The organism is Pacificibacter maritimus, from assembly GCF_003814915.1.
Classification (GTDB): domain Bacteria; phylum Pseudomonadota; class Alphaproteobacteria; order Rhodobacterales; family Rhodobacteraceae; genus Celeribacter; species Celeribacter maritimus.
In genome coordinates this window covers 1,060,636-1,082,924 of the sequence record NZ_RKQK01000001.1, presented here as the reverse complement: position 1 = coordinate 1,082,924, position 22,289 = coordinate 1,060,636, and the positions used below count along the sequence as shown (strand labels likewise).

The following is a 22,289-nucleotide window of genomic DNA, read 5'->3' as shown; positions in this document are numbered from 1 at the left end:
CTAAATTGGTTGGTCTTTTTTGTCTGTTGCTTTCAGCCGTTTTAGCACAGCTTTCAGCGCATCGGGCTTGGCATGTGCTGGCTGTGATCCCCAATCGGGTTGACTTTGCGTGCTTATCTTTTCCATATCTTCTCTCTCTTGGCGTGTCTGGTGATCAGGTAAGGCCAAGCCAAATGTCAATTTGCGCCTCTGCCAATGCGGCTTTGCGGGCGCATGACTGAAATTGATTGAGGGTTCTGCAAACCCGACGGCGAGTTGTGCCCTTTGCGTGTAAAATACTTTGGGGGGCACTGTTGGTGGGGCGGTATCGTTTGCTGTTTTACCTGCAACCACTTGAAGTTGACGCCCTAAAATCAATGGTTCTGATTTTTGGTAAGGCTCTGGTGAGGCTGGTAATTTTTTCGCTGACGTAAGGGGCGTTACCCTCAGTGGATCATCATTTTGGCATGTCGCATCGACATGGGAAAATGCTGCTTTTGTTTCAAGTGGCGCGGGCGTGTCTTGCATCGATAGGTCGTCGGACAGATCATGCAGATCATGCAGATCATGTAGACCATGCGCTGTTTTATCCCAGTAGTATGGCCGCGTGACCACTTCCCACAGGCCTTTGATCGCAGCAAGCGTGCCCAAAGGATAATAAAAATGCAAGGTAGGCACCCACTTCCACATGCCGCGATGTTTTGGCGTTGATGTGGCCAACATGCCAATCGCGATGGTGACCACTTCTGACATCAAAAATAGCCCCCCCAGAGCTAGAAATGCATCGTTGGGAACAACGTCTTGCAAGGGGTGGTGCAAGCCCAATGGCATGGCCCAAAACGACCACAGCAAAGGGGCGAGGATAAAGTTTGAAATCGTTCCAAAGAATAAAACTTGCACTCCAAAAAATTTCCACCACCCCAAATCTGCAAGAAGTTTGCGCGGACTACGCATATGCATCGCCCATGTCATGGCGTAGCCTTTAAGCCAGCGCGATCTTTGTTTGATCCACGGCCAAAGGCGGCAGTTTGCTTCTTCATCCGTGACGGTACGGATCAATTCGGTGCGGTATCCGTGGCGGGCCAAGCGAATGCCCAAATCGGCATCTTCGGTGACATTATGTGCATCCCAACCGCCGAGTTTTTCAATGGCATCACGGCGGAAAAACAAAGTGGTGCCCCCCAAAGGCACCACAAGACCGATGCGTTCGTAGCCTGGTAAAATGATGCGAAACCACGAAGCATATTCAACGGTAAAACACCGCGCCAACCAGTTGGTGCGCGCGTTGTAAAAATCTAGAATGCCCTGCACGCATGCGACCTTAGGGTCGGCATGTGCAAAGTGATGTGCCACTTTATGTATCTGTTCGGGTTCTGGCGCATCTTCCGCATCATAGATACCAATGATTGAGCCGCGACAAAAATCCAATGCGAAATTCAACGCTCGAGGTTTGGTTTTCACGCCACCGCGAGGGACAATAATGGTGCGCATCCAACGCGGTAATTCTGTGCGTGCAACGGCTTCTTGGGTTATCGCGTCATCTTCTTCGACAACTAAACAGATGTCTAAAAGTTCGCGCGGGTACGTGAGGCGTGACAAGCGCGTGATCAAGCGTCCTGCAATTTCATTTTCATGAAACAACGGCACCATGATCGACACTGTGGGCAATTTATATGCGCCGCGCCCTGTTGCAAATGTGGATTGGCGTTGACGAGATACGCGTGCCTGCGCAAAGGCTGCGGCCAATTTGAGTACCGAGGTTATGATCAAAACGACGATGGCCCAACACACGAGCGCCAAAAACATTATGCGAGGGGCTGCAATGGTTGCGACAATGGCAACAAAACAGACGCCAGAGAGTATGCGTAGCAGGCGCGCGATATCCAATTCGCGGCAGCTTTCATGAGCTGCGACGCGTGTTTCTGCGGCTTGGGCCAATTTGCGTTGACGTGATTTCATCAAGGCTTCGTGCAGGTTTGTTTCCGAAACAACGGCCATGCGGACTTGTCCGAACAGTGCGGTCAACCTTGGGCGCAATTCTTCGAATTGCTCTGGTCGGCACGAGGCTATGACCACACAAGAGCCAACTCTCACCCAAGGCAAAAGCCCTTTGCGCAAACATTCATCCGCCCCCAAAAGATCAATGAGGCGAACATCAGGCTTTTGTTTCGTGAAATCAGCGACTTCGGACCTGTATTGTTTGGCGAGCGCATTATACAGTGTCGTTTCATCGACCATATTATGCGCCAATAAGATGTCTCCAAGGCGCGCGTCTTGGCGTTGCCGCATGGCTGTGGCACGAATCAGATTTTCTGGGCTCAGCGCACCCATATCGACCAACATTTGCCCGATCGGAGTGCGTGCTTTCTCTAGGTCAGCACGCAGACCTGTCTGACCTGCAATGGTGCTGAATTGCGCATGTTTTACGCGGCGACCATGCATTTTTGACTGAAAGATACCGTGCCGCTGTTGCACCATGTGATTTTGAGACCCCTACACAGGCAGTCATTTGCCCTTATGTGTTGTGACTCAAGTTAGTTAATGGCGCGTTAACCACTCACCAGAATTGGGGAGACTCCCAGCTAAACGTCATTGGTTTTGTTGGTTTAGATACAATTGCGCATAAAAAAAGCCAGACCTCCTAAAAAGGGCTGGCTTTCCATCTGTGATATCAAGCGCTTTTAAGCGTTGGCGCGTTCTTTCAGAGCCTCAGCGAAGCGTTCAAACAGGTAATAGCTGTCCATCGGGCCAGGAGAGGCTTCTGGGTGGTATTGTACCGAAAATACAGGCTTTCCTGTAACTTTGAGACCGCAGTTCGACCCATCAAAAAGCGATACATGGGTCTCAACGACGCCTGAGGGCAGGGATTGCGCATCCACTGCAAAGCCGTGGTTCATAGATGTAATTTCTACTTTACCAGTGTCATTGTCTTTCACAGGGTGGTTGGCACCGTGGTGACCGTGGTTCATTTTTATGGTCTTCGCCCCAAGGGCCAAAGCTAACATTTGGTGCCCCAAGCAAATACCAAACACAGGCATGTCAGCGGCCAATACACCTTTGATCATCGGCACGGCATATGTGCCCGTTGCCGCAGGATCGCCAGGACCGTTTGACAAGAACACGCCATCAGGATTGTGGGCCAAAACATCTTCGGCTGTGGCCGTCGCGGGCAATACGGTAACGTCACATCCTGCAGAGGCCAAGCAGCGCAAAATGTTGCGTTTGGCACCGAAATCGATAGCAACGACTTTAAAGCCCTTGCTGTCACGCTTTGGATAGCCATCAGGCCACGCCCAACGCATTTCATCCCAAACGTAAGACTGTGCGCAGGTGACGTCTTTGGCCAAATCCATGCCCTCAAGGCCAGGGAAGTCACGTGCCATTTTGACCAAAGCTTCGATGTCGAAGTTGCCCTCTGGGTCATGGGCCATTGCCACATGTGGTGCGCCGTGTTGACGGATCGCGCGGGTCAAACGGCGTGTGTCTACGCCGCCCATGCCGATGCGCCCACGTTTTTCCAGCCACGGTCCCAATTCGGTTTCCGTGCGCCAATTGGATGGATCAGTCGGATCCCATTTGACGATCATGCCTGCAGCAACAGGATCTTGTGTTTCGTCGTCTTCCGCATTCACGCCAGTGTTGCCGATGTGAGGAAAGGTAAAAGTGACAACCTGACCTGCATAGGACGGGTCTGTCATGATTTCTTGGTAGCCTGTCATCGCAGTGTTGAAGCAAAGTTCAGCTGTGGTGGTGCCTGTTGCACCAAACCCTTTGCCGTAGAAAACAGTACCATCTGCCAGCACAAGGCAAGCTGTCGGTTTTGCAGTCGCTTGTGAAGTGGTCATGACTCGACTCCCTTTAAAAGGCCCAAAATTGTCGGGAAACTAGGGAAAGCAACGGGGGGCGTCAAGCGCGTGTTATGAATTTGACGAAATAATATTTTAATGTTTTTTATCAATGCCTTACATCTGTGGTAAATTGGTTGTTAATTGCAGCTGTTTTGGATAGTGTGGAAACTTGCAATGGCTCAGGGGATGAGACCGAATGGATATTCGAACACGTATCACTGCCGCATTAAAAACGGCGATGAAAGAAAAAGACGCAGCTCGTCTGTCAACTTTACGTTTGATCAGCGCAGCTATCAAAGATCGCGATATTGCGCTACGCGGCGACGGCAATGATGCCGGTGTTTCAGATGCCGAAGTTCTTGGTATTCTTGAAAAAATGGTCAAGCAGCGCAAAGAAAGTGCGCGTGCATTTGACGAAGGTGGCCGTATTGAAATGGCTGAAAAAGAACGCGCAGAAATCGTGGTTATCGAAGATTTTTTGCCACGCCAGTTGAATGACGAAGAAGTCGCAAAAGCAATCGAAGAGGCGATTTCAACATCAGGTGCCGAGTCGATCCGCGACATGGGCAAAGTCATGGGCGCATTGAAAAGCAAGTTCACAGGCCAGATTGATTTCGGCGCTGTCGGGCCGCGCGTGAAAGAAAAACTGGCGTAAACGCTGACTTCTCGGCGATTTATCAAAGACCGCGCTAAGCCAATTTCAACATCATAGCAAAAAGCCGCCCCTATATCGTGGGCGGCTTTTTGTATTCTAAAGCGCCACATGCTTGGGCTGAGCAGGTAAATTGAGCTGCTTTGCTTTTTGTTAATAGCTCTCGGCCACAGTTACGGCATCGGGCGTGTTCAGCGCGGCGCGCCAATTCTTATGGGGAAGACAGCATGACATCAGATGAGACAGTTGAAACGCAAGCAGGACGACAAGCGGCGGAATTGGCCTATTGGGCAAAATATGCGGATCAAAGTCCCGCCGCCCTTACGGAAACGGCTTTGCAAATGTATGAAAATCTTACCTTGGCGGAATTGGCTGAAATGGCGCTTTTGCCCCGTCAGGAAAGTGCTGCATAGCGTTTCTATCGGCGCAAGTCTTTGAGTTGTCCCAGTACAAAGGCCAAATCATCATGGAGTTGGCAGCGTTCTTCTGGCGATAGAAACCGTGCCAATTCCACGCTGCGCCCCTGATCCGTCGCGCTGCTGGTCAATGTGAGATAGTGCTCCACAGGGCCGCCAGCCGCATGCAAATGCAGCTTCACCCAATAGGGATTGGCCTCATAGGTTAGTTTTTCGCCTTTGGTTGTCCAATGGGTCAAAAGCAACCTATCGGACCACAGGGTCAGTTCTTCGCGCAGATGTGCGCGGTCGGACAAGCGCAGACCTGTCCAAAGCGCGGTTAAGGTTAGTAAAACGCAAGCAAGCAAAATCCAAAAAGCGAGCGTGCCAATAAAGGCAATGACAGGCAGGCATCCAGCAATAAACATCAGCCAAATCGCATTCTTAAATCCACGGTTGGGCATGGAACGATGGGGCCAAATATCGAGCTTTAGCAACGGCATTTCTGGTATCTGTGGGGTGGCAGGCAAGGAAGCCGCAGTGCGCGCCTGACTGTGATGATCAGGGGTCCAAAGATAGGGCATATGGCATAACATTTCGCTGGGTCAGATCAGCTGCAACATAGCGCGTAAGTCGCTGTATTTCAAAGTGCTCACATGTCTTTGGCCCATAAATGAATGGCGTGACATCGCAAGAGAGGGCTGGGGAGCCGCTGCGGCCTAAACCGTGAGCCATGAAAACGCGCGTTTTAAAAGACCACGCGCGTCGGATGTGACAGGGCGGCCATGCGCCATCAAGACTTGCTGCGCGGGCCAACTTAGAATGGTTTTGACACTCACACGCGCCGCATCGCGGTCCCGAAAAGCCCAGCGAAATTTGCGTGGCACTTGTGGTTTCTCACTTTCGATAAAATCCAAACGGGCGACGATAGCCCGCCATCCCTTGAACCAGCCTTTATCGAATTGCTGCAACAGGTCCGTAAATAAAATTGTTCCGCTGGGCTTGTGAAAGAACACCACTTCATCGGTCAGTAAATTGCCGCGCACAATGACCTGTGCCATGTCTTGGGCCCAAATTTGATCTGGCCTGTCTTCCAAAACTTCATTGAATACGATGTCACGGCGCTTTTCACGCAAGCGCGGCGCGGCGAAACATTTGGCGTCAGGGTAGGCTTCAACCCATTGCGCGAAGAACTGGTGGTGGAAAGAATTGGGGGCGATCAAGGCCACGACGGGGCCGATGGCATCAATCGCTTCTTGTATGCTTTCCGTCAGCTCCACAGGCGACCAAATCACAACGCCGCCATTTACGAGTTTAATCACAGCACAACGGGTAGGAAATGAAAATCCGTAAGAGCACAGCACAGGGCCTTTTGCTATCCAAATCCCATCGCCAAAAGGGGTGAGCATCTTGAAAACCTCATCACTAGATCGACGTACACCTTAACAAAGTTCAGTCCAATGAAAAGCCTTGTAAGGGGTTTACATAAGGGGAAATTTTGATCTGTGTCCCCTGCAAAATGGCTCAAGACTTCGCAGTATTGATCGGCAGAACTGAAGTGAGAGGTGTCAATGAAAAAGGCCCCGCAGAGAAACCTGCGGGGCCTTTCTTTAACTCAATCTGGGCTTAGTGCGCGTTGCCCTTGTCCCAGTCTTCTTGCTTTGGCAAGATTTCGAATGTGTGCTCTGGTGGTGGGCAGGGCAGGGTCCATTCGAGTGTGTCTGCGTATTCGTTCCAGTAGTTATTCTCGGTAACGCGTTTGCCCCATTTGAGGGAGTAAACGATCACACCGATAAAGAAGATGAAGGAAGCGAATGACAAGAACGCACCGTATGAAGACACCTTGTTCCACAAAGCAAAGGCTTCTGGGTAGTCGATGTAGCGACGTGGCATGCCTTGGCGACCCAAGAAGTGCTGTGGGAAGAAGGTCAAGTTCGCGCCGATGAACATCATCCAGAAGTGCAGGTGAGCTGCCCATTCAGGGTAGTGGCGACCAGACATTTTACCGAAGTAAAAGTAGATGCCAGCGAAGATCGCAAAGATCGCACCCAAGGACATAACGTAGTGGAAGTGCGCCACAACGTAATATGTGTCGTGGTAAGCACGGTCAACACCAGCTTGTGACAATACGATGCCTGTCACGCCGCCTACAGTGAAGAGGAACAAGAAACCAAAAGCCCAAACCATAGGTGCTTTGAATTCAACTGAACCGCCCCACATTGTCGCGATCCATGAGAAGATTTTCACCCCTGTTGGAACCGCGATAACCATGGTTGCCATCATAAAGTAGGTTTGCTGGCTCAGCGACATGCCGACTGTGTACATGTGGTGTGCCCAAACAACAAAGCCCAAGCCACCAATCGCGATCAAAGCCCAAACCATTGGCAGGTAACCAAAGACTGGCTTGCGTGAGAATGTCGCGATGATGTGCGAGATGATACCAAAGCCAGGCAAGATGATGATGTACACTTCAGGGTGTCCGAAGAACCACAAGATGTGTTGGTACAAAATCGGATCGCCGCCGCCGCCAGGTTGGAAGAAGGATGTGCCAAAGTTGCGGTCTGTCAGCAACATTGTGATCGCGCCTGCCAAAACGGGCAAAGACAAAAGGATCAACCACGATGTGACAAAGATAGACCATGCAAACAATGGAACTTTGAACAATGTCATACCTGGTGTGCGCATGTTCATGAATGTCGTGATCATGTTGATCGCGCCAAGGATCGAAGAGGCACCAGAAACGTGGACCGCAAAGATCGCAAGATCCATGGAATAGCCTGCTTCAGATGTCGACAATGGTGGGTAAAGTACCCAACCAACACCTGAACCTGCTTGGCCGTTACCGCCTGGTGCGAACAAAGATGCGATACCCAAAGCCACACCACAGACGTACATCCAGTAAGACAGGTTGTTCAAACGTGGGAATGCCATGTCTGGCGCGCCGATTTGCAAAGGCATAAAGTAGTTACCGAAACCGCCGAAGAGGGCTGGGATAACCACAAAGAACATCATCAAAACACCGTGGTAGGTGATCATAACATTCCAAAGGTGACCGTTTGGCGCACATTCGTCAGCGCCGAAACCTGAAATCAGGCGCGCTGCTGCATTGCCTGCTTCGTCAAGACACATGAATTGTACACCTGGCTCCATGAGCTCAAGGCGCATGTAAACAGTAAGTGCAACGGAAATGAATCCCACCAGCGCTGCGGTGATGAGATAAAGGATACCGATATCCTTGTGGTTCGTTGACATGAACCAGCGCGTAAAGAAATCGCGGTTGTCTTCATGTTCGTGGCCGTGAATGGCTGCGTCTGCCATGCGGTCCTCCCGAGTTATGGTGTTCTATGCGTTAAGCCGCGCAGCAACAGAGAGTCGCCCCACGGAATTACCAATGGTCTTAAAGGCAATAATTCGCTGGGGCAATGTGTCAACGCGCCTCACGACGGGAAAAAATGCCGCAGCCGGATTGAAAATCGTCATTCCTGACCGTTCAATATTGTAAAAAGTGGTTCGAAGTGGGGCTGCGCATAAAAAAACCGTCATGTTGCGACATGACGGTTTTCTCTTGATGAAAGGGTAGCTGCTTTGATTACTCGGCGTCAGATCCAACAGTGTCATCCGCCGCGGAGGCCTCTTGTTGGGGGCCGACTGCAGCAAGATAGGCGACAATGTTGCTGGCGTCTTTCAGCTTGAATGACATTTTAGACCGCGCTGCAGTATCGAGCTGGGCACTCAAAAAGCCTTTGGGGTCACGCACGTACTCTACCAAAAGATCTTCTGTCCAAGTCAAACCCGTTTCGCCAAGGGCGACCAAATCGTCGCCATATTTTGAAAACTCGGGGTCAGCCCCCGCTGTGCGCCCAACAATGCCGTAAAGATTTGGGCCTGTTTTGCCGCCTTTAAAAATAACCTCATCCGCACTGGCGATGGTGTGGCAAGCTTTGCATTTCTTGAACTCTTTTTCACCCTTCTCGACATCGGCTGCAAACGCGTTTGAGCTGGCGAAAAGAGCTGCGGCTGTAAGGGCGAAAATACGCTTCATGGGTTATCCTGTCCTTGGTTCGTGGTGGTGCAACTATGGTAAGCCCGCAGTGGAATGAGCGCGAGTTCCTAAATGTCGCAGGGCGCAGATGTCGCAGCCACGCCTATCTTATTGTTCTTTTTCAAACACATCCGAAAATGAATTGCGCAGCGCTACATCCACATCGTCCATGGTCACAGGCAATCCAAGATCAACCAATGAAGTCACGCCATGTTCTGTAATCCCACAAGGAACAATGCCACCGAAGTGGCTAAGGTCAGGTTCGACATTGATCGACAGCCCATGAAATGACACCCATTTGCGAATACGCAGCCCGATCGCGGCCACTTTATCTTCGGCGGGGGCGCCTGTTGCGGTGAGCGGTTTGTCGTCACGCAGAACCCAAACCCCCACGCGGCCTTCGCGGATTTCACCTTTGACATTAAATTCTGCCAAGGCTGCGATCACCCATTCTTCCATCGTCTGCACAAATTTGCGCACATCTTTGCCACGCTTGTTCAAATCCAGCATGGCATAGGCCACACGTTGGCCCGGACCGTGGTAGGTATACTGTCCACCGCGGCGCGTGTTGTAGACAGGAAAGCGATCAGGTTCGACCAAGTCCTCAACCTTTGCCGATGTGCCTGCTGTATACAGCGGCGGATGTTCCACCAGCCAGATCAATTCGTCAGCCTCACCGCGTGCAATGGCATCGGCGCGTGCTTCCATTTCAGCCAAGGCTGTATCGTAATCGGTTAAACCGCTTGAAATTTTCCACTCAACCATTGATGCGATCAGGGCAGAAACCCTGCCTCCTTTAAAACAGGGACATAAGTGCGTGACACAGGAATGTCACGCCCATCCGAGGTTTTGATCACTGCCTTTGCCCCATCACGGCGCACAGCTGTAACGTGTTCGCGGGCGACCCAATGCGAACGATGCACCTGAAATCCATCGCCTGCTTCGCGTATTGCATCTGCCAATCTGATCAAAATCATTTCTGTCCCTGACGTGGTGGTGACATCGACGTAATGATCTTTGACCGACAAGGATATGATCGCGCCGCGTTTGTCAAAGGGGAGGCGCGCCAAGAGGGGCGTGTCTTGCGGTGCGGGACCTGAGTCAGGATTTGGTTGGGCGATGGGGGCTGAAGTCTTATGCGGGGCAGGCTGCTCGTTCAAAACAACCGCTATTGCCATGCGTACCACGACTGAGACCACCAGCGTGTTGATAAAGAGCGGCAAGAAATAGCTTTGCTCAAAAGGCGATATGTTGAAAATTGCCCAGTTGAAGGCAAAGATTTCGATGGAGACCACCAAACCAATGAGCAGACCTGCCAAAGCAGCACTTGCCCAGCCTGGCAGGCGGCGCGCCATATGGGTGTTGGCGATATAGGCCGAAACCAATGTGCCACTTGCGAAAGTGACCTGAACCACGACCAGCCAATACAAAACACGCGGTGCAAGACGCATTGCGCTTTCTGTCCCAAAAGGCCCAGCCAATCCGACCAAAATGCCCGTGGCGATCAAAGCGGCTTGCGCTTTTTGTCCGCGCATAAACCTGTGCATTTCACGCATCGCAAGATGCAAACCAGTGTATTTCACGGATTTTTCGACCCTTTTGCGTAATCTCAATCGTCTTAAGGCGGGATGTCATTCACAGCTAACCCATCGAACCATTCATCAAAACCACATTGATCGATTTTGGGCAAGATTGCCCAACACTAAAAACGAAAGCACGTCATATGATTTCCTTTGATCCCCTTTTAACTGCTCCTTTCGCCATTCAAATTCACGTAGCGAGCGCTACTCTGTCGCTGATCTTGATCCCGCCAGTGTTGTGGCGTGTGCGGCGCGATGGGCTGCATAAGACATTAGGCTATGTTTGGATCACGGCGATGGTCGTGACGGCGCTGTCTTCGTTTTGGATTTCAGAAATCAAGACCTTTGGCCATTTTAGCCCCTTGCACCTTTTGGCTGTTCTAAGCCTTGTCACAATGGCTTTGGCCATCTGGTTCGTCGTCAACGGCAATATCCGTGCACATAAAAAAGCGTTACAGAATTTGTCTACCTTCGGGTTGGGCATTCCGTCTGTTTTGAATTTTTTGCCTGATCGCAGACTGTCCGACACGTTTTTTTCGGCCAATCCTATGCTGGGCCTTGGTCTGTCGGCTTCAATCATTGCTATGATTTTATTCTGGCGCTCGGGCGTTGTGGGAAAGCTCATGCGCTTCACGCGCGGGGGCATATTGCGCGATACCAAAGCCTAGTGCGATCCCGCCGTGAAGATGAAGCAAAAGGCATGGAAAGAGTGCTGTCATTGGCGTGTATTTTTTTTGACCAAAGATCATTTTTGCCCTTTCCATCCAAAGGCTCCTTCGTTAGATACCCCTCACCAAGTCAAGACAGTGCGGTCGTGGCGGAATTGGTAGACGCGCAGCGTTGAGGTCGCTGTGGGGTAACACCCGTGGAAGTTCGAGTCTTCTCGACCGCACCATTTACTTTCCAGTAAATTCCGATTTTTCTTGAAAACAAGGGCTTTTCGCAAATTTCGCGCCGCCCGTTTCCTTTGATGTCTCTTTCTAATTTGATCCGCCGCTCTGGGTAAATGCCTAAGGTGGCCATTCGTTTTAGTTTGGGCTGTGGCATCGTTCAAAAACCTATAAATGGCCAGCACGAGGCACAAGCCCGTTGTCGTGGGCTCCGTAAATCTAAAGGTTTCTGTCTGAGCTCTGATGCAAAAGCTTGGGCTGACAAGGTTGAGCACACTGTCCGACACTGTGCAAAGGGCAGATGTCCCGATTGGTTTAACTTGGCACCACAACCGCTTTGCCGTTGATGTAGTCGATACTTAGGCTGGTGCCAAAAAGCTTGCTCAGCATAGGGCCTGTCATTTGCAGAATGCGGGGACCGGATGTCACCAGCTGACCATCTTTTAACGCCACGATCCGATCGGCGTAGCGCGCTGCAACGCCTAAGTCGTGCACCACAAGCACAACACTGCGCTGCCCCTTGCCTGGACGTGTCAGGTTGTACAAGCGATCCATGATATCGCGTACATGTCGTGGGTCGAGTGCTGACAAAGGTTCGTCTAAAAGCATCCATGGGGTTTCTTGCGCCCAGGCCATCGCCACGAATGATCTTTGGCGTTGACCGCCTGATAGGGACTCCAGCCTGCGCTCACAAAGGTCCATCAGATCAAAGGCCGCCAGCGCTTCGTCCACCTTTTGATGATCCAGTGCTGTGGGGCGACCGCGGTGATGGGGCCAGCGGCCAAAGTTTACCAAATCGCGCACAGACAAGCGCGCTGTCACATGTTCGTTTTGTGCAAGTAAAGCAATGCGTTCGGCCCGCTCGGCTGGGCGTGCTGTTGTAATATTAATATCTTCAACAGCCACAGTCCCATGTGTGGGTTCGATCAAACCTGCGATGGAGTGCAGCAAAGTTGATTTTCCAGCGCCGTTGGGGCCGATCAAAGCGGTGATCCCACCTTGACCAAATCGCAAAGACACGTCTTTGAGGATCGTAGCATTGTCTTTCTCGACGCTGAGGTTTTGAATGTTGATCATGACCGAGGTCTCCGAAGCACAAGAAAGAGGAAAAGAATGCCGCCTGCGAATTCGATAATCACAGAGAGTGTCGATTCAAGCGCCAAAATCCGTTCAAAGAAAAACTGGCCCAACACGAGGATGATCGCTCCGATCAATGCGGCTGCGGGCAAAATATGGGCGTGGCGCCAGCTTGGCATGACCGAATGGGCAAGGCTTGCGGCCAAAAGCCCCAAGAATGTGATAGGCCCTACAAGAGCTGTCGAGACAGCCACCAAAAGTGCCACCAGACCGAGCGCAGCAAAGACCACGCGGTCGTAATTTAGCCCAAGGGGTAGGGCGGTTGAGCGGCCTAGGGCTACAAGATCCAATAGACCTGCGATGCGCATGGATGCGACAAAGGCCAAGCATAGCAAAAGACCTGCGATCCCCAACTGGGTTTCATTCACGGAACCGAAGGTTGCAAATGTAGCTTGCTGCACGATGGCAAATTCTGATGGATCAAGCATACGCTGCGCCAAAGAAGACAGGCCCCTTAATAAAATCCCTAAGATGACGCCCGTCAAAATCAGTCGCAAAATATCTTGGGCGCCTTTGCGCAACAACAGGCCGAACAAAACCAGCGAAGCGATGAGCAAAGTCAGGATTTCAACACCAAATTTGGCCAGATCAGGCAGGCCCGCATAGCCAACAGCGCCGAGGCTGATCACAAGTGTGGTCTGGATAAAGACGAAAAGCGCATCAAACCCCACCATTCCAGGCGTCAAAAGACGATTGGATGCGATGGTCTGGAACAGCACTGTCGCCATTCCAACTGCTGCGCCCACAACACATAAGGCGATCAATTTGGTCGTTCGCAAGGACAGGATAAAGCCGTAGGGCGCGCGCAGGTTCCAAAGCAAGAACAGCCCCGCAGCAACGGCCAATAAGAGAGTGAGTAACAGTAATTTTTTATGCGCCATGAGACCGCCTTGGGCTTGCATGAAGCAGCCATAAGAACAAAGCAGCACCGATCACGGCAAAAACCGTGCCTGCTGGAATTTCATATGGAAAGCGGATCAATCGACCGATGATGTCACATGCCAACACCATGGACCCGCCGAGCCATGCCACAATGGGCAAGTTCTGACGCAGGTTATCGCCGCGCAGACGCGAAATAACATTGGGGACCACAAGCCCGACAAAGGGGATGGATCCGACACTGACCACAACGACAGCAACAATGATCGCGACAAGTGTAAGACCCAAAAGCAATGTTTGGCGAAAGTTGAGCCCTAGGCTGCGCGCCGTATCTTCGCCCAAGCCCAGCAGGGTGATGCGATCAGCCGTCATCCACAGCAATATCGAGACAAATGCAACGATCCATAGCAATTCGTAACGCCCTTGCAGCACGCCTGAAAACTCTCCGCTTTGCCAAACGACGATGTATTGCAAAAGGTCGGTTGTCCAAGCAAGCCACAAGACAGCCGCGCCGATGATGCCACTATAGATAAGCCCAACCAAGGGCAGCAAAATAGGATCGCGACGGGGCACATGGCGTGCCAGCCATAAAAATCCAAAAGTACCGATCAGCGCAGCAACGGCCGCGACGGACATTTTGACCAGTAAAGCAGAACTGGGGGCGATGAGCGTGATCAGCATCAGACCCAACATGGCGGATTCAGGTGTGCCCACAAGACCAGGTTCGACCAAGCGGTTCTGCACACTCATTTGCACCACGACACCTGCCAAGGCCAAACCTGCGCCAGCGAGCAACGCGGCAAAGGTGCGTGGTAGGCGGCTGACGATCAAGACCATCTGGGTGTCAAGATCACCACCGCTTAAGTTGGCGACCCCAATAACACAACTCGCCCCCACAAGGAGGGCGAGTGATATAGCTGCTAAAACGTAGAGTTTCACATTTAGACCTAGTTGGTTGCAGGTGCCATCGCTGATTTCACTTCATTAACTGTGCCCAGCATAGATTGAACACCACCGCTTGCAAGGTACAAAGGCGCTGAGTCGAGGTACACAATGTGATCTGATTTTGCGGCTGTTGTGCCTGCGACCAATGGGTTGTCCAAAGTCACCGCAGCGGCTTCGCCATCTTGACCAATTGCCGCGCCACGATCGACCACAAAGATCCAATCTGGATTTACTTCTGCAATGAATTCAAAAGAAATGGCTTCGCCGTGGTTTTGCGCGGACAATTCGGGGTAGGCTTCTTCAAGCTCTAGGGTGTTGTGTAGCCAGCCAAAGCGCGAGTCGTCGCCGTAGGCAGACACTTTGCCACCATTTGTCAGCAAAATCAGAACATCGCCTTGGTCTTTTGCGGCTTCTTTAGCCTCTGCGATGGCTGTGTCCAATTGAGCGATCAGGTCTTCGGCTTTGTCTTCAAGGCCGAAAATGTTGCCATATGATGTGACGCGTGACACGGCTTGGTCGTAAAGCCCTTCGTCCGCCAAAGTCATATCAATTGTGGGTGCAATCTTGGACAAGGGCTCGACCTGCGCTTGTGAGCGGCCGCCAGCGATAATCAGATCTGGTCCCATAACCGCGAGCGCTTCGAAATCGGGTTCAAACAGCGTGCCGACTGTGGATGTCGATGCAAAAACATCTGCCATGTATGCGGGCGGTGTGATGCTGGGCAGGCCTGCGATATCAACACCAAGGGCCGACAATGTATCGACTGCGGCAAGGTCAAGTGCTACGACTGTGGAGGGTGAGGTTGCGACCTCAACAGGGCCTGTGGCGGTTTCAACCTCTACGGTTTGCGCGAAAGCAAAAGTAGGTATGGCGGTCAAGGCGAGGGCGGCAAGGGTGCGTTTCATCGAAAAGTCCTTATGGTTTTGGCCTTAGCTGGGAGGTGCTTAAAGCCGACTCAATTAGTCAGAAAGATATCCGACATGAATACTCGGACTTTTCGGATGCGCAAGTGGAATGTAAAATCCTTGGCGGAAATGTGATCACCGTGCAATTGGCAGAGCTTTTAATCTGCTGCAAACAAAAAGGACGCCACCCAAAAAGATAACGCCCTTTTATATATTTTCATACGATCCAGTACGACAAGCTTAGGCCACCAATAGGCCTGCCTCATGCGCTTTCAAACAGGGGCGTGCTGTCGGGCCGTGACCTGATGGCATTGTGCGCAGGTCTGGGAAAAGATTGAACAATTCGTCGCGCGCCGCGTCGGCCACGCCGGTCAAAGACATTTGCGAGGGGTGGAAGCTTTCAGAGGCTGCGCCTTCCGCGTAAACGATTTCATGCGCGTCAAACAACATGTGGAAATATTCCACCACACCGCCTTCACGGCGATAAATGGTCGTGTCGTTGATCAAATGTTTCGCGGCCGAAAAGACTTCGCGTTGGCCGAACAGCAACTCAGAGCGCCAATCTTCGAGCAGCATACGGTGCTGTGGGGAGACGATGAGATCAGACGTATTGCCCAAAGCGCCAGATTTGATTTCAATCGGAGCAAAATCGCCCTTGGCTTCGACACCGCGCGAACCGATCCAGCGCAAAGGTTGTGGGCCATGATCGCGGGTTAAAACAAGATCGCCCACTTTGAGCGTTTCGATTTTACGTGGCCCAAAAGGTGTTTCGATGCGCGTGCCACGGCCAAAACAAATCAGCGTTTCGATGTTTTCAAAGCGAATGATCGTGCCATCAATCAGTGTGGCGTAACCGCTTTCAGGGTCGTCTGCATCGCGCACAACGGAACCAGGCACCATGAGACCATTCATGTCCAAGACATCGCCTGTGCCATCATCGGTTTCATCGCCGATAATGGTAATGGTATCAGGGTTTAGTGGGTCTGGGTTGCCTTCAAGCTGTGAGGGGTCGATGATGATAGTATCTTGGCCAGCACCACCGTAAATCGTATCGCCGCTGCCAGCATAGATGGTGTCATCGCCATCGCCTGCATAGATCGTGTCGTTGCCCGTGCCGCCGCTGAGAGTATCATCGCCCGTGCCGCCATCGATGATATCATCACCTGAGCCGCCCAAGATCGTGTCGTTATCTGCGCCACCATTCAAAATGTCGTCGCCACGTCCGCCGTCGATGAAATCATTGCCGTCACCAGCTTCGACCGTGTTGTCGAGGTCTTCGTAAACGCTGTCGAAGTGAATGTCTGAAACGTTGACGGCTTGTGGCGCTGTGCCATTGTTACCGTAGTCAATCACGATAGAGGCCACTGGACCTGGAATTGTCACCAAGAGTGACCCGCTTGCCGTGTTGGCGGTTGTCGCGGCTGTGCCTGTGGCTTCATCGCCTGCGGCATTGATATCTACATCGCCTGTGGTCGACAAAATAACGGGGACAAGATTGCCCTCAAGATCGTAGGCGTAGACCGAGATCGTATCAACGAAACCGCCTGGATTAAGGTCGATATCCGAGATCCGAAACGTGACGTTTTCGACTTCTGGGTTTCTCAAAGATCCAGCGGCTGTATCAAAGTCGATGGTAACTTCGGCTGTGTCTGACCCTGTTTGAGCACCGCTATTGTCACCGTACAAAAACAGCGAGCTGTCCGTGTCAAAGGTTTCGCCTGCGCCCGCATCATTGTAGATGGTGGTGTTAGAAATCGTTGCGGTTTGACCGGGGCCTTGGTCATTATAGCTGACGGTAACATCAATGCCGCCCAGTGTCGCTGAAGCCCCAGTTTGGGCGATATCTGTATTGTCTGCGCCCAAGCTTTCCCAAGACAGCACATTTGAAGTGACGGTTTGCGCATCAATGCGATCGCCGCCTGTGTCGCCTGTGTAGTTTTCGTCGATGACATCATCGCCAGCCGTGCCTTGGACAATGCCGTCTTCGTAATCGGCATAGGCGAAGTTTTCAAAGCCTTGGCCGACTTCAGGGATCGTGTCGCGGGCGAGAACTTCGTAAGTACGCCCTGGCACAAGGGCGACTTCTGATAGGGTGTAGTTGCCAGCTGCGGCGCCAGATTCTACGTTAAATTGCACAACCTCAAAGGTTTCACCCGTGGCCGTATCGCGCACAGTCCAAACGATTTCAGCGTCAGTCAGCGCATTGGTTGACGTTGCGCCGTTGATCGTCGATGTCGATGTGGTGGTGTTTTCGCCAGCGTTATCATCGGTCAAAACAAGACCATTCGCACCAGTGCCCGTATCATTGATGACAGAACTACCTGCCGCGATCGCTGGGCCAGCATACACAAGACTTGTTCCCGCATTTCCGAAAACGGAATTTGCGTCGATGTCGTAAAAATTCACTGTGTAGACTGGCATCGCATGCACCTCATTTCACTTACTCCTCGCACTTTAAACGGGAGTATTCTTGGTTAATGAGTGCCAGCGGATTAAGGCGCAATTCAGGCAGTCGTGGTTCAGAACTTTGAACAATCAGGGAAATTTAGAGGCAGACCAATCAAGACGATAAGCGGCGAACTCTCCTATTATCCTCTTGGCGCAGCGCTGTTGTCGCGCTTAGCTAAAGGTATGAAGCTCATGCCAAGCTGTGCGCAGGGCGTGAGCTTCATACGAAAAATCATTTGGATATTATGGTAAAAGTGCGAGCCAAATCCATGTTGTGAGCACCGCAAACACTGTGCCTAGCAAAACGGATGAAGCGGCGACACGTTTGGCTGAACTATACATATTCGCGAAAATATAAGCGTTCACGCCCGGTGCCATCGCAGCCGTCAAAGTGGCAGAGCGCAATGGGCCCACGTCAAGGTCGAACACAAAATGCGCCAAGCCGTAAGTGATCATCGGATGGATCATCAAAGACGCCGCGATCGCCCAAGCGATCATGCGCATATCACCTTCCGGTTTGTAGCGCACCAACACCCCACCAAGGCCAAACAAGGCGACAGGAATAGCGGCGTTGTTCATCATGAGCAGTGCATCCCAAGCGGTGGTGGGGATAGGAATGCTAAAGATATTCACCAACCAGCCCGCGCTGATCGCTATAATCAAGGGATTGATCAAGATCGCTTTGGCAACCTGTTTGGCCAGTTTGCCTGCTGATAATCCCAGACCTTGAGCTTTCGCAAATTCCATCGCTGTGATGCCAGCTGCGTATAAAAGCGGCGCGTGAATCGAAATAATCGCAAAGTTCCATCCCAGTGCGTCAACGCCGTAAGCGCGTTCCGTGATAGGCACCCCAAGCAACAGGCTGTTTGAAAACAAGCCGATGAAACCGATCGAGACTGAATCCACCAAACTGCGTTTAAAGAGGTAGTATGCGCCGCAAAATGCAAAGGCTCCCCCTGCGAAAGCACCGATATAGAAAGAAAAAAGCAAAGGTGCCTGAAAGCTTTCGCCCAGATCCATTTTCACAATGCCAGTGAATAACAAAGTCGGCACAGCAAAATTTTGGGCAAAGTTCATCAAAGCATCAACTGCGTTGTCTGAAATCCAGCCGCGCCAGCGCGAAAGGTACCCGTATCCGATGATGAGAAAAACGGGTAGAACGACTTCAAGCAGGGCTTGCATAGGGGTTAGTCCTTGATCTGGATGACCTGTCCGTCATGTGCAGGAATGATATGGTCAGCCGTTTCAGCATCAAGCCTATCGTAATCGAGATCAATGTGCATATTTGTCAAAACGGCTGTGCTTGGCTTGAGGCGCTCGATCCAGTCCAGCGTACGCGCCAAATGCGCATGCGAAGGGTGCGGATCATATCGCAACGCATCAATCACAAAGGTGCCAAGCCCGTCTAACAGCTGCCAGCTTTCATCAAATATGTTCAAAACATCGGGGATATAGGCCAAATCGCCAATACGGAAACCAAGCGCGTCAATGCGCCCATGATTGACCTTGATCGGCGTCAACGTGATAGGCCCGCCAGCGCCATCTATAGTGATTGCGCCATCAATGGTGTGCAAATCTAAAATCGCTGGATAATCAGACCCTGGCGGTTGAATAAACGCATAGCCAAAGCGCGAAATCAGATCGTCTTGGGTATCTTTATCGGCCCAAACTTTGACACGCGCGCGCATGGCAAAAACCACTTGGCGCAGATCATCAATACCATGCACGTGATCGGCATGGGCATGGGTGTAGACCACGCCATCCAGATGGCTGACTTGGGCGTCCAACAACTGCTGGCGCATGTCGGGCGAGGTGTCGATTAAAACTGTCGTGGTGCCATTGGGGCCTTTGCGCTCAAGTAAAGCGGAACATCGCAGGCGCTTGTTTTTGGGATTCTGCGGATCGCAAGCCCCCCACAGCCCGCCAATGCGCGGCACGCCCCCAGATGAACCGCAGCCCAATATCGTCAAGCTTAAGCTCAAAGCACAGCTCGCGTGAACAGACGTTCAAAATTGGCTTCGGTTTGGGCCGCAAATTCAGCGTAATCCATGCCAAATGTTTCTGCTGCTTTACGCGCTGTATGGGCGACATAGGCGGGTTCATTGCGCCGACCGCGATGGGGCGGGGGCGCGAGATAGGGCGCATCGGTTTCCACCAAAATACGGTCACGTGGCACATCCATAAAGATATCACGCAGCTCTTGCGATTTTGGGAAGGCCGTGATGCCAGACATCGACAGGTAGAACCCAAGATCCAAAGCTGCCATGCCCAAAGCACGTGACGAAGAAAAACAATGCATCACGCAAGAATAGGCGCCTGCCTTATATTCTTCGGTCAAAATCCGCGCCATGTCATCATCGGCCGCGCGGGCATGAATGATTAAAGGGAGCCCCGTTTGACGCGCCGCTTCGATATGAATACGCAGGCTTTTTTGCTGAATCTCCATGCTTTCGGCGGTGTAATGATAATCCAAACCCGTCTCGCCGATGGCCACAAATTTCGGATGCTCTGCCAGTTTTACCAATTCGTCGACAGTGGCCAAGGGTTCATCGGCCGCAGACATAGGGTGGGTGCCTGCCGCCCAAAACACAGGCGCAAAGCGTTCGGAAATGGCTTGCACATCGGGGGCATTTTTTAACTTGGTGCAGATCGTGACCATGCGGTGCACGCCCGCTTCAATTGCGCGGTCAATCACCTGTGGCAATTCATCGGAAAAGTCAGAAAAATCGGTGTGGCAATGGCTGTCGGTAATTTTTGGGTCGGACATGCGGGTGCTCTAGCTTTGGCAGGGCGCAGCACCGAACCGATTAGGATCGTGTGACGCGCAGGGCCGTGTCATTTATCTTGAATACCATATCAAGGATCAGTGCTGCAGGGTCAAGGTTCACCGCCCGTGCATGGGCAGCTCTCGCGGATATTTCTTGCTGCAAACTTGCCCAATCTTTGGCGGCGAACTTGTCGGGGGCCAAGCGCGTCATCACCTCGGCCTCGCCTTGAGCAGCTTCGACCAAAGGCGGGCGGCCAGCGCCTGTGCGTGCCAATCTGGCTAAGAACTGATCCAGCAGACCGATGATTAAATCATACCGATCCACATTGGCCGCGCCCACACAGCTTTCAGCCAGTTTCAGCGCACGGCCGCGATCAAGTTTGGGCAGGGTCGCAAACAAGGCAACCACTTCGCGGTACGCATCCATTCCGTCCAAATTGGTCAATCTCAAGGCTTCCCCAACCGAGCCTGCTGATAATTCAGCAAGGGCTTCACTTTGGTCTGCCGCATCAAAGCCTGCCGCGTCAAGGGCTTGGCGTAGATCTTCGCTGCCAAGCGCGCCCAAACGCAACTCGCGACAGCGTGATCTGATCGTTGGCAAAAGCCGTGAAGGTTGATGAGAGATCAGCAAAAGCACCGCGTGTTTGGGGGGCTCTTCAAGGGTTTTCAGCAAAGCATTGGCCGCGGCTGTATTCATTTCATCAGCGCTGTCGACAATAACAACACGGTGCCCGCCATCTGTGGCTGACATTTGGAAAAAAGAATTCAGTTTACGCACCTCTTCGACAGAAATCTGCGCTTTGTGTTTGCCTTTCTTTGCATCATAGCCGCGTCGGATCAGGCTAAGACGGGGTTCAGCCAGTTGCGCGGAGCGTCTATAAACGGGCGTGTCATGACCGATGTGCAAAGTTGTGGGGGCAGGGGGCGTATCGCCAAACATCCCCATGTCGTCTTTTTGGGTCGGTTGAGATAACAAAAACCGCGCTATGCGCCACGCCAATGTGGCCTTGCCGATGCCGCGCGGGCCAGTGATGAGCCAAGCGTGGTGGAGGCGACCTGTGTTATAGGCCTCTAAAAAAGCGGTTTCGGATTTTTCTTGGCCAAAGAGCGCATGGGTCTCGCGCGGATGCGGCGCGCCGGGTGCACGGTCTGCTTCTGGTTCAAGCTCCATTTCACCTGCGGGGGCTCTCATGCCTGAGACCTATGGGCGTTTTCAAGGCGGGGCAGCACCGTGTCGATAATATTTTCAAAGACTTGATCAATCTCTTGTGCGCCGTCTATCAGTTCAAAACGGGTTTCCGCCTGCGCCAAATCTAAGAAAGCCGCACGCATTTTGATCTGCATCTCAAGCCCGAAATCTTCAAAGCGTTCTTCGACAGTTTGACGGGATTTTGCCCGTGAAAGGCCCAGCTTTGGATCGATATCCACCAAGATCGTCATATCGGGTTCAACGCCAATCATTGTCTCATGCAGTGCGTTTACACGCGCCAAAAGATCACCGCGTGTGGTGCCTTGATACACGCGCGTACTATCGGCAAAACGATCGCAAATCACGATTTTACCAGCTTTGAGCGCGGGGCGAATGGTTTTTTCCAAATGATCACGGCGCGCAGCGGTAAACAGCAACAGTTCCGTTTCCGCCGACCAGCGATCTGGGTCGCCTTCCAAAACCAATGCGCGAATTTCTTCTGCGCCGATAGAGCCACCTGGTTCGCGCGTGAGAACCACATCATAGCCCATATCAATCAGCTTTTGCGCCAAGAGCTTGGCTTGGGTGGATTTGCCAGAGCCGTCAACGCCCTCGAAACTGATGAACATGGGC

The 22,289-nt window shown here is 52.1% G+C and carries 21 protein-coding genes and 1 tRNA gene; 4 read left to right on the top strand and 18 right to left on the bottom strand.

Features of this window, described 5'->3' with window-relative positions:
- Together EDD53_RS05010 and carA are read right to left on the bottom strand one after the other, a co-directional pair.
- Entirely contained in the window at nt 1–2,421 is a 2,421-nt protein-coding gene (locus EDD53_RS05010; RefSeq protein ID WP_246002213.1) for a glycosyltransferase family 2 protein, read from the bottom strand.
- Nucleotides 2,422–2,660: 239 nt separating this feature from the next.
- Complete coding sequence (gene carA, locus EDD53_RS05005) at nt 2,661–3,824, bottom strand: glutamine-hydrolyzing carbamoyl-phosphate synthase small subunit (RefSeq protein WP_123792068.1); 1,164 nt, start codon at nt 3,822–3,824, stop codon at nt 2,661–2,663.
- Between the two features lie 199 nt (nt 3,825–4,023).
- On the opposite strand from carA, the gene EDD53_RS05000 reads away from it, so the two are divergent.
- Nucleotides 4,024–4,482, top strand: coding sequence for a GatB/YqeY domain-containing protein (locus EDD53_RS05000; RefSeq protein ID WP_123792067.1), 459 nt, complete (start codon nt 4,024–4,026; stop codon nt 4,480–4,482).
- Between the two features lie 224 nt (nt 4,483–4,706).
- Nucleotides 4,707–4,892, top strand: a complete 186-nt coding sequence (locus EDD53_RS04995) for a hypothetical protein (protein WP_123792066.1) — start codon at nt 4,707–4,709, stop codon at nt 4,890–4,892.
- Nucleotides 4,893–4,897: 5 nt separating this feature from the next.
- Here the strand turns inward: EDD53_RS04995 and EDD53_RS04990 are convergent, their stop codons facing one another.
- From EDD53_RS04990 to EDD53_RS04965, 6 genes are all read right to left on the bottom strand, one after another.
- Nucleotides 4,898–5,458, bottom strand: a complete 561-nt coding sequence (locus EDD53_RS04990) for a DUF2244 domain-containing protein (RefSeq protein WP_170162683.1) — start codon at nt 5,456–5,458, stop codon at nt 4,898–4,900.
- A 135-nt stretch (nt 5,459–5,593) separates the two neighbouring features.
- Nucleotides 5,594–6,283 carry a DUF4336 domain-containing protein gene (locus tag EDD53_RS04985; RefSeq protein WP_123792064.1) on the bottom strand — a complete coding sequence of 230 codons (690 nt, stop codon included), beginning with the start codon at nt 6,281–6,283 and terminating at the stop codon, nt 5,594–5,596.
- A gap of 217 nt (nt 6,284–6,500) precedes the next feature.
- Nucleotides 6,501–8,192, bottom strand: coding sequence for a cytochrome c oxidase subunit I (locus EDD53_RS04980; protein ID WP_123792063.1), 1,692 nt, complete (start codon nt 8,190–8,192; stop codon nt 6,501–6,503).
- Nucleotides 8,193–8,463: 271 nt separating this feature from the next.
- Nucleotides 8,464–8,916, bottom strand: a complete 453-nt coding sequence (locus EDD53_RS04975; RefSeq protein WP_123792062.1) for a c-type cytochrome — start codon at nt 8,914–8,916, stop codon at nt 8,464–8,466.
- A gap of 108 nt (nt 8,917–9,024) precedes the next feature.
- Nucleotides 9,025–9,681, bottom strand: a complete 657-nt coding sequence (lipB, locus tag EDD53_RS04970) for a lipoyl(octanoyl) transferase LipB (RefSeq protein ID WP_123792061.1) — start codon at nt 9,679–9,681, stop codon at nt 9,025–9,027.
- An 8-nt stretch (nt 9,682–9,689) separates the two neighbouring features.
- Nucleotides 9,690–10,499 carry a LytTR family DNA-binding domain-containing protein gene (locus tag EDD53_RS04965; RefSeq protein ID WP_123792060.1) on the bottom strand — a complete coding sequence of 270 codons (810 nt, stop codon included), beginning with the start codon at nt 10,497–10,499 and terminating at the stop codon, nt 9,690–9,692.
- 140 nt (nt 10,500–10,639) lie between these two features.
- Here EDD53_RS04965 and EDD53_RS04960 point away from each other — a divergent pair, with 140 nt between their 5' ends.
- Nucleotides 10,640–11,164 (top strand): DUF2306 domain-containing protein, encoded by a 525-nt coding sequence (locus EDD53_RS04960; RefSeq protein ID WP_123792059.1) that lies wholly within the window; start codon nt 10,640–10,642, stop codon nt 11,162–11,164.
- Between the two features lie 140 nt (nt 11,165–11,304).
- A tRNA-Leu gene (locus EDD53_RS04955) sits at nt 11,305–11,391 on the top strand.
- A gap of 310 nt (nt 11,392–11,701) precedes the next feature.
- Here EDD53_RS04955 and EDD53_RS04950 read toward each other — a convergent pair.
- The 10 genes from EDD53_RS04950 to tmk all read right to left on the bottom strand — a co-directional run bounded on the left by EDD53_RS04950 (nt 11,702) and on the right by tmk (nt 22,285).
- A complete protein-coding gene (locus EDD53_RS04950; protein ID WP_123792058.1) occupies nt 11,702–12,463 on the bottom strand; it encodes an ATP-binding cassette domain-containing protein in 762 nt (253 codons plus the stop codon).
- The gene (locus EDD53_RS04945) at nt 12,460–13,404 is read right to left on the bottom strand and encodes an iron chelate uptake ABC transporter family permease subunit (protein WP_123792057.1); all 945 of its coding nucleotides are present in this window, start codon (nt 13,402–13,404) and stop codon (nt 12,460–12,462) included. The genes EDD53_RS04950 and EDD53_RS04945 overlap by 4 nt, the downstream gene beginning before the upstream one ends.
- Nucleotides 13,394–14,341 (bottom strand): ABC transporter permease, encoded by a 948-nt coding sequence (locus EDD53_RS04940; protein ID WP_123792056.1) that lies wholly within the window; start codon nt 14,339–14,341, stop codon nt 13,394–13,396. The genes EDD53_RS04945 and EDD53_RS04940 overlap by 11 nt, the downstream gene beginning before the upstream one ends.
- 8 nt (nt 14,342–14,349) lie before the next feature.
- Entirely contained in the window at nt 14,350–15,252 is a 903-nt protein-coding gene (locus EDD53_RS04935) for a siderophore ABC transporter substrate-binding protein (protein WP_123792055.1), read from the bottom strand.
- Between the two features lie 240 nt (nt 15,253–15,492).
- Nucleotides 15,493–17,673 (bottom strand): Hint domain-containing protein, encoded by a 2,181-nt coding sequence (locus tag EDD53_RS15050; RefSeq protein ID WP_123792054.1) that lies wholly within the window; start codon nt 17,671–17,673, stop codon nt 15,493–15,495.
- A 270-nt stretch (nt 17,674–17,943) separates the two neighbouring features.
- Nucleotides 17,944–18,882, bottom strand: coding sequence for an AEC family transporter (locus tag EDD53_RS04925; RefSeq protein WP_123792053.1), 939 nt, complete (start codon nt 18,880–18,882; stop codon nt 17,944–17,946).
- A 5-nt stretch (nt 18,883–18,887) separates the two neighbouring features.
- On the bottom strand, nt 18,888–19,682 hold the full coding sequence (locus tag EDD53_RS04920; RefSeq protein ID WP_123792052.1) for an MBL fold metallo-hydrolase: 795 nt from the start codon (nt 19,680–19,682) through the stop codon (nt 18,888–18,890).
- Complete coding sequence (locus EDD53_RS04915) at nt 19,679–20,467, bottom strand: TatD family hydrolase (RefSeq protein ID WP_123792051.1); 789 nt, start codon at nt 20,465–20,467, stop codon at nt 19,679–19,681. Before EDD53_RS04915 ends, EDD53_RS04920 begins: the two co-directional genes overlap by 4 nt.
- A 40-nt stretch (nt 20,468–20,507) precedes the next feature.
- Nucleotides 20,508–21,659 carry a DNA polymerase III subunit delta' gene (locus EDD53_RS04910; protein ID WP_123792050.1) on the bottom strand — a complete coding sequence of 384 codons (1,152 nt, stop codon included), beginning with the start codon at nt 21,657–21,659 and terminating at the stop codon, nt 20,508–20,510.
- Nucleotides 21,656–22,285, bottom strand: coding sequence for a dTMP kinase (gene tmk / locus EDD53_RS04905; RefSeq protein WP_123792049.1), 630 nt, complete (start codon nt 22,283–22,285; stop codon nt 21,656–21,658). Before tmk ends, EDD53_RS04910 begins: the two co-directional genes overlap by 4 nt.
- Nucleotides 22,286–22,289 lie beyond the last annotated feature (4 nt).

Excerpts from the sequence above, each read along its gene's own strand:
- EDD53_RS05010 (WP_246002213.1), bottom strand. The coding sequence starts at position 2,421 with ATGCATGGTCGCCGCGTAAAACATGCGCAATTCAGCACCATTGCAGGT.
- carA (WP_123792068.1), bottom strand. The coding sequence starts at position 3,824 with ATGACCACTTCACAAGCGACTGCAAAACCGACAGCTTGCCTTGTGCTG.
- EDD53_RS05000 (WP_123792067.1), top strand. The coding sequence starts at position 4,024 with ATGGATATTCGAACACGTATCACTGCCGCATTAAAAACGGCGATGAAA.
- EDD53_RS04995 (WP_123792066.1), top strand. The coding sequence starts at position 4,707 with ATGACATCAGATGAGACAGTTGAAACGCAAGCAGGACGACAAGCGGCG.
- EDD53_RS04990 (WP_170162683.1), bottom strand. The coding sequence starts at position 5,458 with ATGCCCTATCTTTGGACCCCTGATCATCACAGTCAGGCGCGCACTGCG.
- EDD53_RS04985 (WP_123792064.1), bottom strand. The coding sequence starts at position 6,283 with ATGCTCACCCCTTTTGGCGATGGGATTTGGATAGCAAAAGGCCCTGTG.
- EDD53_RS04980 (WP_123792063.1), bottom strand. The coding sequence starts at position 8,192 with ATGGCAGACGCAGCCATTCACGGCCACGAACATGAAGACAACCGCGAT.
- EDD53_RS04975 (WP_123792062.1), bottom strand. The coding sequence starts at position 8,916 with ATGAAGCGTATTTTCGCCCTTACAGCCGCAGCTCTTTTCGCCAGCTCA.
- lipB (WP_123792061.1), bottom strand. The coding sequence starts at position 9,681 with ATGGTTGAGTGGAAAATTTCAAGCGGTTTAACCGATTACGATACAGCC.
- EDD53_RS04960 (WP_123792059.1), top strand. The coding sequence starts at position 10,640 with ATGATTTCCTTTGATCCCCTTTTAACTGCTCCTTTCGCCATTCAAATT.
- EDD53_RS04950 (WP_123792058.1), bottom strand. The coding sequence starts at position 12,463 with ATGATCAACATTCAAAACCTCAGCGTCGAGAAAGACAATGCTACGATC.
- EDD53_RS04945 (WP_123792057.1), bottom strand. The coding sequence starts at position 13,404 with ATGGCGCATAAAAAATTACTGTTACTCACTCTCTTATTGGCCGTTGCT.
- EDD53_RS04935 (WP_123792055.1), bottom strand. The coding sequence starts at position 15,252 with ATGAAACGCACCCTTGCCGCCCTCGCCTTGACCGCCATACCTACTTTT.
- EDD53_RS15050 (WP_123792054.1), bottom strand. The coding sequence starts at position 17,673 with ATGCCAGTCTACACAGTGAATTTTTACGACATCGACGCAAATTCCGTT.
- EDD53_RS04925 (WP_123792053.1), bottom strand. The coding sequence starts at position 18,882 with ATGCAAGCCCTGCTTGAAGTCGTTCTACCCGTTTTTCTCATCATCGGA.
- EDD53_RS04915 (WP_123792051.1), bottom strand. The coding sequence starts at position 20,467 with ATGTCCGACCCAAAAATTACCGACAGCCATTGCCACACCGATTTTTCT.
- EDD53_RS04910 (WP_123792050.1), bottom strand. The coding sequence starts at position 21,659 with ATGAGAGCCCCCGCAGGTGAAATGGAGCTTGAACCAGAAGCAGACCGT.
- tmk (WP_123792049.1), bottom strand. The coding sequence starts at position 22,285 with ATGTTCATCAGTTTCGAGGGCGTTGACGGCTCTGGCAAATCCACCCAA.